This window comes from Polynucleobacter rarus (assembly GCF_003072505.1).
Classification (GTDB): Bacteria; Pseudomonadota; Gammaproteobacteria; order Burkholderiales; family Burkholderiaceae; genus Polynucleobacter; species Polynucleobacter rarus.
Genome location: NZ_NTGB01000001.1, coordinates 1,880,985 through 1,893,346, shown reverse-complemented (window position 1 = coordinate 1,893,346; position 12,362 = coordinate 1,880,985). Strand labels below are relative to the sequence as shown.

The window sequence follows — 12,362 nt, the reverse complement described above, 5'->3', positions numbered from 1 at the left end:
CACATCGTGAAAGTGAAATCATTACAAATTCAAGCGGTGAAAGTTCCCCTTGATAAGCCAATTCCAAGTGGCAAAATGGTGATTCACTCTGCTGATGCCTTGCTCATTACTCTGAGAACAAACGAACATATTGGTGAAGGCATGGTTTTTACCTTAAACGGGGTTCGATTAAATTTAATCCGAGAAATGATTCTGAGTTTGGAGAGCTTGATTATTGATCGTGATATTCGCATGCATGGAGAGTTTGTTGCTCAGATCTGGCGTGAACTAGTATTTTTAGGCCAAAGGGGCGTGGGCGCTATTGCTTTATCAGCGATTGATTCCGCTTTATGGGATTTAAAAGCTAAGCATGCTGATCAAAATGTGAGTCAATTACTAGGGGTAGTTAAAACGACACTACCAATGTACCGTAGTGGCAGTTTGCGACTTTCTGCATCCATCCCGGAATTACAAAACGAGGCGCAAGTTTTAGTTAAAGAAGGTTTTAAAGCAATCAAAATGTCCCTTGGTTCGAAAAAAATAGCTGATGATGTTGCGCGGGTCAAAGCAGTAAGACAAGCTATCGGCAATGAGATCGAATTGATGACTGATTGCAATCAGCAATTAACGGTATCCCATGCAATTCGTCTTGGCAGACAGTTAGAAGAGTTTCAATTGGCTTGGATTGAAGAGCCAGTCATTTTTAATGATCATTATGGTGAGGCGCAAATTGCTGCAGCACTCGATACGCCCATAGCGAGTGGTGAAAATGAGTTTACAGCTCTTGGCATGATTGAAATGATGGAGAAAAAATCTGCAGATATTTTGATGCCTGACTTACAAAGAATGGGCGGGCCGACTGAACTGTTGAAAGTGGCTCAATTAGCTCAGGCAGCCAATATTGCAATTGCCCCGCATTTATTTACGCAAATGTCATTACCTTTAGCAGCAACAATGACCAATGCAATCTACGTAGAATTTATGCCGTGGTTCTCACCTTTATATCAAGAGCAATTAAGTTTGAATTCAGATGGCACTGTCAATGTGCCAACAACGCCTGGTTGGGGATTTAATTTTGATCAAAAAGCAGTACAACAATTTTTGTATTAATGAATTGATAGTAAATGCACGAAAAGGAATAGCGAAAGCTAGCTAGATTTTCACACAGTAGTAAAAAATAGGAGACAGATTCATGAAAAAAGTTCTTTTAGTAAGCCTGTTGGGACTTAGTTTTTTAGCAGGAGCACAAACTAATCAAGATTTACTGACAGGTTCTAAAAACCCAGAAAATGTGGTGAATTTTGGACTAGGATACGATCTAAAAATGTTTAGTTCGTTAAAGCAAATTAACAGACAAAACGTAAAACAACTGCAGCCGGTTTGGACCTCAAGTGTCAGTAATGAGATGGGAGAGCATGCTCAACCAACCGTATTTGAAGGTGTGATGTATGTGGTTAATGGTAACTGGACCTTTGCTTTTGATTTAGAAACAGGGCGTCAAATTTGGCGAACTCCCGTTCAATATGAACGCGCTGCACTTCGCGTGGCAGGCGGTGGCGCCATTATGCGCGGATCTGCAACTATCTATAACGGTAAGCTGTTCCGTCAATCGGTCGATGATCATTTGATGGCATTAGACATGAAAACTGGTAAGGAAATTTGGAATACAAAGTTTGCTGACTGGCAGGATGGAACTAAAGGAGTTATTGCCCCCATGATTGCTAATGGAGTATTGATTAGTGGGATGGGAGGGAGTGATACGACATCGCGTGGTTTTATTGGTGGCTTTGATCCAGAGACTGGTAAACAACTTTGGCGAACTTATACGATTCCAGCTCCTGGCGAACCAGGTTCAGAGACTTGGCCAACAAAAAATAAACCTGACGCATGGAAATATGGCGGAGGTTCTACTTGGCAGTCTGCGAACTATGATCCACAACTCGATTTGATTTATATTGGGACAGGTAATGCAGAACCTTATAATCCAGATTTTCGAGATGGTGCAGATAGTTTATACACATCTAGTATCTTAGCGATTCGTCCTAAAACTGGCGAAATAGTTTGGTTTTATCAATACGTGCCCAACGATAGTTACGATTATGACTCTACTGCCGAAAGTGTTTTAGCGGATGTCAAAATAAATGGTGAAGATCGAAAGGTCTTATTTAATGTGCATAAGAATGGCTTCTTATACGTACTTGATCGTACCAATGGCAAACTTATATCAGCTAGGCCCTATGTCAAAGTAAATTGGGCGAGTGAAATCGATTTAAAAACTGGCCGTCCCGTTTTAACAGATGTATTAAGTCGGGCAATGAATGGTGAAACTGTTGAAATTTTTCCATCGCGGGGGACGAATGCTGTTTTAAACGCCTTTAATCCTAAGAAAAATTTGATGTATATAAACTCTTGGAATCAAGCCAGGTATATGAAGTATGTGAAACCTCAATTTAATCTAGGGTCGGACTATACAGGGATTCAATCTAGTTTCAAAACCCCTGCAGGCGAACCACTTGGATTTTTTAAAGCTATTGAGCCTGTAAGTGGCAAAGTAGTCTGGAGTGCGCCGATTACAGACATGTATAACTCAGCTGGAGTCTTGGCGACTGAGGGTGACTTGTTGTTTACTGGCAAGTTAACCGGCGAATTTATTGCGTTGGATCAAGATTCTGGTAAGCAATTATGGCAATTTAAAACTGGCTCAGGAATTAATGCGCCGCCTATCACATATTCTTATAAAGGTCGTCAGTATGTAGCAGTTCTTTCAGGAATTGGTGGCGCTAACCCAAAACGTTTTGCTGGTGATAAAGTTCCAACGGGTGGTTCTGTTACTGTATTTGCCTTACCTTTAAAAGATTGAAGATTGATTAATAATAAAATGAAAATTAAAAAACAATTTAGTTTGATATTGTTTGGTTTTTTCTTTGTTCTTAACGCCCTTGCCGATGATACAAACTCGATAGCATTGGGAGAAAAGATTTATCAACAATATTGTTCATCCTGTCATGGTGCTGAAATGAAAAATCCACAATGGGGCTTTGATTTAGGTAAGTTCCCAAGGGATAGTAAGATTCGATTTATTGATTCAGTCACTTACGGAAAAAATGCGATGCCCCCATGGGAGGATGTTCTTAGTAAAGACCAATTAGAAGCCTTATGGTCTTACTTACAATCTGTGCCTGCTAGTTTATAAAAAAGAGTAATTGCATCGATTTGCAATTACTCTTTATGATTTTTGATAAATACTCTTTTTTATTAGGTTTTACTGTGGTTCAATGCCCGCAGCAGTAGCAATTTTTTGATATTTAACAATATCTGCTTTGACAAATTGCTTTACTTGTTCCAAGCTCATATGACGAGATTGAATTCCGGCCTTCTGGAAAGCATCTTTTACTTCAGGGTCAAGCATCGCGGCACCAATATCTCGATTAATTTTTTCAATAATAGCGGAGGGTGTACCTGTTGGTGCCCATAATCCAGCCCAAAGACTGATCTCAAACTGACTATATCCCTGTTCCGCAATAGTTGGTATATCTGGCATGATTTCCAAACGATTTTTACTCGTCAAACCAATGACCCTAAGGCGACCCGATTTAATCATTCCCATGGCAGCATCAAGAGGAGCCATATAAAAAGTTGACCGGCCAGCCATCACATCAGCAATTGCGTCTGGTGATCCTTTATAGGGGATATGTAAGAGTTTGATCCCAAGGGTTTGATTGAGGTACTCAGCTGCAAGATGCGTTGAGCTTCCAATTCCTGCAGAGGCAAATGCCATACTCGATTGCTTGATTTTAGCCATCGTCTCGAGGTCTTTAACTGATTTAATCGGCTGTTCTGCATTGACGACTAGGGCATAAGGAGTCATTCCCAAAATATCGATATCGATAAAGTTCTTACTTGGCTCATAGGGTAATTTCTTATAAATCGATGGATTCGCCGCATAGGAGGCTGATTGCGTCAGTAGCGTATATCCATCCGGCTCGGATTTAGCTACAAAGGCAGTACCAATGGAGCCCCCAGCGCCTGGCTTATTTTCAATAATGACAGGTTGCTGCCAAATTTTGGTTAGATACTTTGCTAGGATTCTGACGGTTAAATCAGTCCCTGAGCCAGCAGCGGGCCCAATAATTTTTACAGTACGTGTAGGCCACTGAACTTCTTCCGCTAAGATGTTTGAAACAAACACTAGGTTCAAAAGAAGTGCGAAACAATAAAATAGACTCCGATTGAGTCGTTTGAAATTTTGCAAAATAGGTCTCTTAATAGTTATATTTAAGTAGTTATACTACTAATACATTCTAAACAAAAAAATTAGTGGAGACATTGCAATGCAAAAAATTGCTATTTTAGGCACAGGGGCAATTGGCGCCAGCATCGGACTGGACTTGGTGGAAGCTGGATATGACGTCATTCTCATTGATCAGTGGCCAGAACATGTGGATGCAATGAAGCAACATGGACTCTTTGTTCGTATGCCTGGAAGTGAGCATCAGCAAGCGGTAAAGGCTTATCATTTAAATGAAATTTATACCTTAAATCCTCAGTTAGATATCGTCTTATTGTGTGCTAAGTCTTACGATAGTATGTGGTTAACGCAATTTATTAAACCCTATTTAAAATCAGATGGAATGTTAGTCTGTGTGCAAAATAGTTTCAATGATGAATGGGTTGCCCCGATCATTGGGAAAGAGCGTGATGTGCCATGCGTCATTGAGCTATCAGCCGCCATTACTGAACCGGGTAAGGTCCAGCGAAATACCAACCGTCAAGGAACTTGGATTGGCCTCGGTGAACTGGATGGTCAACTTACACCTCGATTAGAAATGCTCAAAGCAATCTTTACACATGTTGGCACACCTGAAGTCTCTAGTAATATTTTAGGCTCTAAATGGTCTAAGTTGATTGCCAATTCCATGACCCAAGGACCCATTGGGATGCTAGGTATGAAATCTTCAGAAGCGGTCCTGTTGGATGGATTTTTTGAAATTGCTTTAGCCGCAGGCATGGAAACCTTTTTGGTGGCCAAACAAATGGGATTCACGATTGAGCCAGTGTTTGGTTTAGAGCAAAGTGATTTTGATGGATCACCCCGTGATGCAGTGGAATTATTATTCAAGACCCTCGTCAAACATATTGGACCTCATTCAAGAAATGCTGTTGTACAAGACCATGCAAAAGGACGACGTACAGAGGTTGATTATCTTAATGGTTACGTTGTGAAAAAAGGTCTGGAATGCAATGTTCCAACGCCAATGAATACGGCCGTCACGAAAATGAATCAAATGATAGATGAAGGTATTTATCCTGCTGAAGAAAAAAATTTACAAAGAATTCAATCACTATTAAATTAAAGTAATAATTATTTAGGAGACACTATGAATCAATTAATGAGTAATAACAAAAGAAATTTCTTAAAAGTTTCTTCAACAATGTTAGGGGCATCCTTAGTAGCTCCCTTAGACTCTTTAGCGCAAGCTGTTAAGACAGATGCGAATCCAGGCCAAAATGCTACAAGAAGAATGGCTCAATATGCTTTAAATGTAAAGTATGAGGATCTGCCAACTAAGATCGTTGATGAATGTCTAAGGGCCTTTGTGAACTTTTCAGGTGTGACAACAGGAAGTTGTCGGCACGAAGCAGTTGATATTTCCATTAAAAGTTTAGCACCTGTTTCTAAGTCTAATCAGGCAACTATACTAGGCAGAAAAGAGCGCTTTGATATTCTCAATGCCGCTTTTATTAATGGTGTTTCAAGTCATGTGTTTGACTTTGATGATACCCACTTAGTTACTAATGTCCATGCTGCTGGACCGATTGCTAGTGCATTATTGGCTTATGCTGAATATCGTCCTGTTTCTGGCAAAGAATTCTTAACTTCGTTCTACTTAGGAATCGAAATGTCGATTCGACTCTCGAACGCTCTTCATCCTGGTCACGCCGGAATTGGTTGGCATGTTTCTGGTACAACTCCAACTATCGGTGCAGCACTTGCCGTTGGCAGATTAATGGGTTTGACTGAACAGCAAATGATTTGGGCGATTGGTTTAGCAGCTTCTCAGCCAGTTGGTTTTAGAGAATCTTTTGGCTCGATGAACAAAAGTTTTAATCCAGGCCGTTCGGCATCCAGTGGTTTGTTTTCAGCATTGCTAGCAAAGAACAACTTCACGAGTTCAAATCAAACGATTGAATCACGGATTGGTTGGGCGAATTCACTCAGCGTCAACCGTGATTATCATGAGATGCTAGATGATTTAGGAGTCCGTTTTGAGACGGCACTAGATACTTATAAACCTTTTGCTTGTGGGATTGTGATTCACCCTGCGATTGATGCAGCGATTCAATTACGTAACAAATACCAATTGCAAGCAGATCAAATTAAGAGCATCCAGCTAAAGGGGAATCCTATGGTGCTCGAATTAACCGGCAAGAAACAACCTCAAACTGGTTTGGAGGGTAAGTTTAGTGTTTACCACTCCGTAGCAGTGGCAATCTTAAATGGTAAGGCCGGAGAAAAAGAATATTCGGATGCGATTGTCTTGGATCCTAAAACCATTGCACTAAGAAATAAAATTGAAGTGGAAGTAGATCCTAACATTCCTAAAAAATCAGGCGATTTGACAATTACTCTTAATGATGGAAAAGTTTTAAATCAGTTTGTAGAAAACGCTGTTGGCAGTGTTGAAAAGCCAATGACGAATGCACAATTAAATGAGAAGTTCCATGATTTAGTCGATGAAATTCTGCCAATTAAAAATGCGAATCGTTTGTTAGATGCTAGTTGGAAAATTAATACCTTTGCTGATGTTGGTAAATTTCCAAAATTATCCGTTCGCTAGAAATAGCTAATGAAGACTCTATCCTTTCATCTAGGATAGAGTTGCTTAGGTTAAGGTGCTTCCGTAGAAAATACTTCAGGTGATCGATTTACTCAGATTTAATATTTGCCTGACGAGCTACATTGCTCCACTTGTTAAATTCTGATTTTAAGTACTGATCAAACTCTTCAGGCGAGCTGGAAATAATTTCAATCCCAAGCTTATCCATTTTGTCTTTAATCTCAGGACCACTCATAGCCACTTTAATATCACTTTGGATTTTATTAATAAGATCTCTCGGAGTTTTCGCTGGTGCTAAAACGCCCGCCCAAAGCGCTGCCTGAAATCCTGGAATTAAAGTCTCAGCGACCGTTGGTACTTCTGGTAAAAGTGGTGAACGTTTTAAACCTGAATAAGATATGGCTTTCAATTTACCTGCTTTGATTTGTTGAATTGCCTGAGAAGGGCTGCCGATATTAAGGTCAACAACGCCTGTCATTGTATCTAACATTGCTGGTGCACCACCTATGTACGGAACGTGGACCATCTTAATCCCTAAAGTTGAGTCCATTAACTCTTGCGAAAGATGGTGGATTGAGCCATCACCTGGTGTTGAATAAGTTACTATTCCTGGCTTGGATTTGGCTAGACTGACCAACTGCGCTAGATTATTAGCTGGTAACTTCGGATTTGCCATTAAGACAAGTGGGGAGTCTCCAACGAGACTAACGGGAGCAAAATCTTTAAAGGAATCATAGGGGAGTTTTTGTCGAATACTAGCTACTACCACGTGGTTAGTTAAGATCACTAGTAAGGAGTAGCCATCGGGATTCGCTTTAGCAACAGCATCTGCTGCAATTGTTCCTGAGGCACCGGGTTTATTTTCGATGATTACAGATTGTTTCCAAACTATACTAAGGCGTTCCCCTAATTCTCTAGCAACAATGTCCGCCATGCCACCAGGAGGAAATCCCACTACAAGTTTTACAGGTTTATTCGGGAATGTTTGAGATTGCGCAAGTGTCGAGAGACACATTAAAAACATCATATTGCACAGGATAAATAGTTGTTTGACTACTTGAAATTTCATATGATTGACTCCTGATAGTGGGTTAGCCAAGGATTGGCTTTTTCTAAATTAGGTACAACACCGATACCAATTTGGTCTGGTAGATTCAACTGACCGTTTTGAAGTGTGGGAAAAGGTTCAGCCAAAATTTCTCTTAATGGATTTTCATTCACATCCATTTCTAATAAACCATTTCCCCCAATGGCGCTTAAGACATGAGCCGAGGTCATCAGGCCAAGTCCGCTACCTAGCCAGTGAGGACAATAACGCAACTGATGATTGAGTGCTGCTTTAGCAACCATCGAATTGCCGGTTACTCCGCCCCATTTACCAACATCAGGTTGAATCACCTTTAACCAATCACTTTGCTTTGCAAAATCATCACCCCGTAAATTCTCACCACCAGCAAGTGGCGCATTGAGTAAGGAGGCACACTCTAGCCAGTCTTCTACACTTGCATTTGCTATAAGTGGTTCTTCAACCCAATGTAGTGGGAATGAATTCAACATCGGTGCAATCTGTCGAACTTGAGTAATCGTCCAACCTTGATTTACATCGACAAAAAGTTGTTCATCTTTTTGTAAATGACTTGATATTTTGGATAGATTATTTTTATCAACAGATTCACCAAAACCAATTTTTTGTTTAAAGGCAGTAAAGCCTAACTCTCGACTTTGCTCAACCACTTCAGGACCGTCGGCAGGATTGAGACCGCTTGCATAAGCGGGTAAAGGTCGTCTTTCTCCACCTAAAAACTCAGCAAGAGGTAGATGATTTTTTCTGGCGAGGAGATCCCAAATAGCGCAATCAATGCCAGCAATCGCAGAAGAAAATGGACCAAATTCTCCTGTCTGAATTTGCATGGCTAGCGTTTTCGATTCTAAATATGACCAGCATGCTTGAGGTGTTTCAAAGACTTCTTTTTTTAATAAAGGAAATAGAATTTGATGAACGATGTTTCTTTTATGATCGGCTGCAAAAGAGGGTAAAGTGGCATAAATTTCTCCCCAACCAACAATACCGTCAATGTCTTCGACTTTTACTAATAATGCTACCCGTGTGTTCACCGTTGTTAAAGTTGAAACGACCGGTTTTTTAACTGGTGCTTTAAAGATATAGGTGCTAATCGATTTAATACTAAAAGAATTTTGCTGGAGTGGGTTCGAAGGTAGGAGTGATAAATTTATCATTGAATAGTCATCGCTCGAATCATCGTTTCATCAGGATCATACCCAAGCCCAGGTCCAGTCGGAACCATGATTTCTCCATTTCGAACTAAGACTGAAGCACCTAAAGGATTATTTTCTAGAGTAGCAAATGAATATTCAATTAAGGGCTTCTCAGGTAAAAGCGTTGCGAGATGCAAGGTTGCTAATAAGCCAGGTCCAAAGTAAGGAGAGTGTGGCATTACTGGAATATTGAATGATTTTCCAAGCGAGATAATTTTTAACATTTCAGAAATGCCACCAATTTTCGTCACACTTGGTTGGATATAGTTCACTGCATCCGACTCCAGCATTTGTTCAAAATGTTTTAAGCTTAAATTATTTTCACCAGCTGCTATCGCCATCTTGCCTTCGCTTTTTATTTTCGCTAGATTTTTAAAGTCTTCAGGAGGCCAAATTGGTTCTTCTAACCAGTACAATTGATATGGTTGAAGTTGATCGATTATCTCCCTCGTTTCTTGCAGACTCCAAGGACAATTGACATCTATCATTAAGGGTAAATCTAGCCCCATGACTTCTCGAGCTGCATGCACTTTGTCCACACCCACTTCGTGTAATTTAATCGCTTTAAAACCCTTAGTGAGGGCATCTTCGGTATTTTTCTTGACGAGATCAATTGTGCCGTAACGCATCAAACTGGCGTAACAAGCAAAGGATTGATGTGGCATTCCACCAATTAATTCGCTTAAAGACTTCTTTTCACGTTTTCCTTTTAAATCCCAAAGGGCAATATCGAGACCTGATAATGCATAGGTAACGGGGCCAGTTCGTCCTAAAATATGGAGTTGTCTTTGTAATTGATTCATGATGGTTGGGATATCCGTCTCATCTTTCCCAATCATGAGTGGTGCAATTAAATGCTCAAAAGCTTGCTTAGTTGCTGGCCAAACAGACAGTCCAAAAGCTTCACCCCAACCAACTAGCCCATCATCGGTTTCAATACGGATAAATAAGATCTCCATTTTCCGTGGGATACCCGCAAAAGTGGGTTTAGGCCCGCCGATTTCATAGGGAATACTCACCGGAATTGCTTGTGCAAAACGTATTGTCATAAGCCTAGAAGCGTCTCCAAAATTTTTGAAATTATTCTCTTTTTACTAGTATATACTAGGCAAAAACAAGCAATTGCACCAACATCGGTGCAAAATAATACGGAGACATGAGATGGCGATTCGTTCGGTGAAAGCCTATCCTCTGAGCTTGCCATTTGATATCGGTGGTCCCAAACCGATCTTTGCTGGTAAGACGAGAGAAATGGAAATGTTGTTAATTCGGGTTGAAACCGATGATGGGCTCATTGGCTGGGGAGAGTCCTTTGGCTTTAGTATTTGGCCAGCTAGTTTAGAGGTAATCGAACGCTTAGTGAGCCCACTTGCCATTGGTCGTGATGAATCCAAAATTGATGAACTGATGTTAGAAATCAGTAGAAAGCTCCATCCTCTGGGTAGAGCTGGTGCAGTTATCTTTGCTATTTCTGGTTTAGATACTGCACTGTGGGATATTCAGGCACAAAAACAAAATAAGTCACTAGCAACTCTTTTATCTGCGGAATCTAAAGCTAAGATTCCGGCTTATGCTAGTTTGATTCGTTACAACAATCCTGATCTAGTTGCAAAGAATACAGCTGCAGCAGTGCGACAAGGATTTAAAGCGATTAAATTGCATGAAACTGGTTTTGACGAAATCAAAGCAGCGAGGGATGCAATTGGCCCAGATATTCATTTAATGGTGGATACGAATTGCCCATGGAGCCCCGAACAAGCATTGCAGATGTGTGAAAAATTAGAACCGCTCAATTTATTTTGGATTGAAGAACCAGTATGGCCTCCAGAAGATCATGAAGGATTAGCTCTTGTAAAACGCAAGGGAAATATTCCAATTGCTGCAGGTGAAAATGCTCTGGGTTATTCTGATTTTAACGATTTAATTACTAAGCAGTCCGTTGATTATTTACAGCCTAGTGTTACCAAAATCGGTGGAGTATCTGAAATGTTAAGGGTAATGGGGCTGATCAAAAATACCTCTATACGACTAGCACCTCATTCTCCCTACATGGGGCCTGGCTTAATTGCTACCGCCCATCTGATTGCAGCGCAGAAAGAAGAGATTTATTTGGAATATACTTTTTGTCAAATGGACTTGAATCCATTGGGTGAATCGGTTTTGACACAGGATGGATTTTTTAATATTTCTAACCAACCCGGCTTAGGCTTAAAGGTTGACATGGATATTGTTCAACAATTATTAGTGAGCTAATTATGAATATAAAAATAACTAAATCATTTTTCTTAACTTGTTTAGTTCTCAGCCAATTTCTTTTCGGATTCCAGCATCTAGCTCAAGCTCAAACAAGTGGAATGGTACGACTCGTCATTGCCTTCCCTCCAGGCGGTCCATCTGATGCTTTAGCGAGGCAATTAGCTGAACAATTAGGAATTGAATTAGGTCAACAGGTTCTAGTTGAAAACAAACCCGGCGGCAATGGAGCTGTGGCAGCGCAGTATGTTTTGAATGCACCAAATGATGGTAAAACTCTCTGGCTAACTACGGCTGGTGCAATTACCATTAATCCTAATTTGTATCCTAAACTAACCTATGACGTACAAAATTTTGCGCCGGTTTCACTGGTTGTAAACAATCAAGAAGTTTTAGTCGTGAATGGTAAAAATCCGGTTACGGATGTGGATGATTTTTTAAAGCTTTCGCTGCTTAAAAAAGGTGGTTTAAATTTAACTTCGTCAGGCATTGGCAGCATGCCACATATGGCTATTTCCTTATTTCAAGATTCCACCGGTAAAACTTTTACGCATGTACCTAATAAAGGAGCCGCACCGGCGATTACGGATTTACTGGGGGATCATGTTGATGGATTCTTTGGAGATATTCCTGGAGTGCTTTCCTATATTCAGTCCGGTAATTTAAAAGCGATTGGCATTGCTGCGCCTCAGCGCAATCCTTTACTACCGAATGTGAAAACTTTCGATGAAATGGGTTTCAAGGGGATGAATCTTAATAATTGGAGTGCGATTTACGTTTCTAAAAGTGTCTCTAATGTAGTTCTTGATGACTTGAATAATGCAATTAAGCGCACTTTAGAAAATAAGGCAACCCATGAAAAAATCAAAGCCTCTGGCGCTGAACCTCAATGGTCGACAAGAGCAGATTTACTGCGCATGGCACAGACTGAGTCTAATATTTGGCGCAGAGTAATACAAAAATATAACTTGAAGCCAGAGTAATTCGTACTTAATTTTTTACAAAATGGAGTAA

Annotated in this window: 11 protein-coding genes; 7 read left to right on the top strand and 4 right to left on the bottom strand. The window is 40.3% G+C overall.

All coding sequences use genetic code 11. From position 1 onward, the window contains the following. The first annotated feature begins 6 nt into the window (after positions 1-6). From AOC35_RS09005 to AOC35_RS08995, 3 genes are all read left to right on the top strand, one after another. On the top strand, positions 7-1,089 hold the full coding sequence (locus tag AOC35_RS09005) for a mandelate racemase/muconate lactonizing enzyme family protein (protein WP_108646759.1): 1,083 nt from the start codon (positions 7-9) through the stop codon (positions 1,087-1,089). Positions 1,090-1,171: 82 nt separating this feature from the next. Continuing rightward, a complete protein-coding gene (locus tag AOC35_RS09000; protein WP_108646758.1) occupies positions 1,172-2,839 on the top strand; it encodes a pyrroloquinoline quinone-dependent dehydrogenase in 1,668 nt (555 codons plus the stop codon). Between the two features lie 18 nt (positions 2,840-2,857). Continuing rightward, positions 2,858-3,172 carry a c-type cytochrome gene (locus AOC35_RS08995; protein ID WP_108646757.1) on the top strand — a complete coding sequence of 105 codons (315 nt, stop codon included), beginning with the start codon at positions 2,858-2,860 and terminating at the stop codon, positions 3,170-3,172. Positions 3,173-3,241: 69 nt separating this feature from the next. On the opposite strand, the gene AOC35_RS08990 is transcribed toward AOC35_RS08995, so the two are convergent. Further along, positions 3,242-4,168 carry a tripartite tricarboxylate transporter substrate binding protein gene (locus AOC35_RS08990; protein ID WP_245898563.1) on the bottom strand — a complete coding sequence of 309 codons (927 nt, stop codon included), beginning with the start codon at positions 4,166-4,168 and terminating at the stop codon, positions 3,242-3,244. 142 nt (positions 4,169-4,310) lie between these two features. Between AOC35_RS08990 and AOC35_RS08985 the strand changes: the two genes are divergently transcribed. Further along, a complete protein-coding gene (locus AOC35_RS08985; RefSeq protein WP_108646755.1) occupies positions 4,311-5,333 on the top strand; it encodes a ketopantoate reductase family protein in 1,023 nt (340 codons plus the stop codon). Between the two features lie 24 nt (positions 5,334-5,357). Then, complete coding sequence (locus AOC35_RS08980; protein WP_211307498.1) at positions 5,358-6,818, top strand: MmgE/PrpD family protein; 1,461 nt, start codon at positions 5,358-5,360, stop codon at positions 6,816-6,818. A gap of 88 nt (positions 6,819-6,906) precedes the next feature. On the opposite strand, the gene AOC35_RS08975 is transcribed toward AOC35_RS08980, so the two are convergent. The 3 genes from AOC35_RS08975 to AOC35_RS08965 are packed head-to-tail and all read right to left on the bottom strand — an operon-like array spanning position 6,907 to position 10,144. Beyond that, complete coding sequence (locus AOC35_RS08975) at positions 6,907-7,887, bottom strand: tripartite tricarboxylate transporter substrate binding protein (RefSeq protein ID WP_108646754.1); 981 nt, start codon at positions 7,885-7,887, stop codon at positions 6,907-6,909. Beyond that, the gene (locus AOC35_RS08970; protein ID WP_108646753.1) at positions 7,884-9,056 is read right to left on the bottom strand and encodes a mandelate racemase/muconate lactonizing enzyme family protein; all 1,173 of its coding nucleotides are present in this window, start codon (positions 9,054-9,056) and stop codon (positions 7,884-7,886) included. The genes AOC35_RS08975 and AOC35_RS08970 overlap by 4 nt, the downstream gene beginning before the upstream one ends. After that, positions 9,053-10,144: a mandelate racemase/muconate lactonizing enzyme family protein gene (locus tag AOC35_RS08965; RefSeq protein ID WP_108646752.1), complete on the bottom strand. Its 1,092-nt coding sequence runs from the start codon at positions 10,142-10,144 to the stop codon at positions 9,053-9,055. The genes AOC35_RS08970 and AOC35_RS08965 overlap by 4 nt, the downstream gene beginning before the upstream one ends. 112 nt (positions 10,145-10,256) lie before the next feature. Between AOC35_RS08965 and AOC35_RS08960 the strand changes: the two genes are divergently transcribed. Then, positions 10,257-11,348, top strand: a complete 1,092-nt coding sequence (locus tag AOC35_RS08960; protein ID WP_108646751.1) for a mandelate racemase/muconate lactonizing enzyme family protein — start codon at positions 10,257-10,259, stop codon at positions 11,346-11,348. Between the two features lie 2 nt (positions 11,349-11,350). Continuing rightward, the gene (locus AOC35_RS08955) at positions 11,351-12,331 is read left to right on the top strand and encodes a Bug family tripartite tricarboxylate transporter substrate binding protein (RefSeq protein WP_108646750.1); all 981 of its coding nucleotides are present in this window, start codon (positions 11,351-11,353) and stop codon (positions 12,329-12,331) included. Positions 12,332-12,362: the final 31 nt, after the last annotated feature.

Coding starts and splice junctions, on each gene's coding strand:
- AOC35_RS08980 (WP_211307498.1), top strand. CDS start 5,358: ATGAATCAATTAATGAGTAATAACAAAAGAAATTTCTTAAAAGTTTCT.
- AOC35_RS09000 (WP_108646758.1), top strand. CDS start 1,172: ATGAAAAAAGTTCTTTTAGTAAGCCTGTTGGGACTTAGTTTTTTAGCA.
- AOC35_RS08975 (WP_108646754.1), bottom strand. CDS start 7,887: ATGAAATTTCAAGTAGTCAAACAACTATTTATCCTGTGCAATATGATG.
- AOC35_RS08960 (WP_108646751.1), top strand. CDS start 10,257: ATGGCGATTCGTTCGGTGAAAGCCTATCCTCTGAGCTTGCCATTTGAT.
- AOC35_RS08965 (WP_108646752.1), bottom strand. CDS start 10,144: ATGACAATACGTTTTGCACAAGCAATTCCGGTGAGTATTCCCTATGAA.
- AOC35_RS08970 (WP_108646753.1), bottom strand. CDS start 9,056: ATGATAAATTTATCACTCCTACCTTCGAACCCACTCCAGCAAAATTCT.
- AOC35_RS08995 (WP_108646757.1), top strand. CDS start 2,858: ATGAAAATTAAAAAACAATTTAGTTTGATATTGTTTGGTTTTTTCTTT.
- AOC35_RS08955 (WP_108646750.1), top strand. CDS start 11,351: ATGAATATAAAAATAACTAAATCATTTTTCTTAACTTGTTTAGTTCTC.
- AOC35_RS08985 (WP_108646755.1), top strand. CDS start 4,311: ATGCAAAAAATTGCTATTTTAGGCACAGGGGCAATTGGCGCCAGCATC.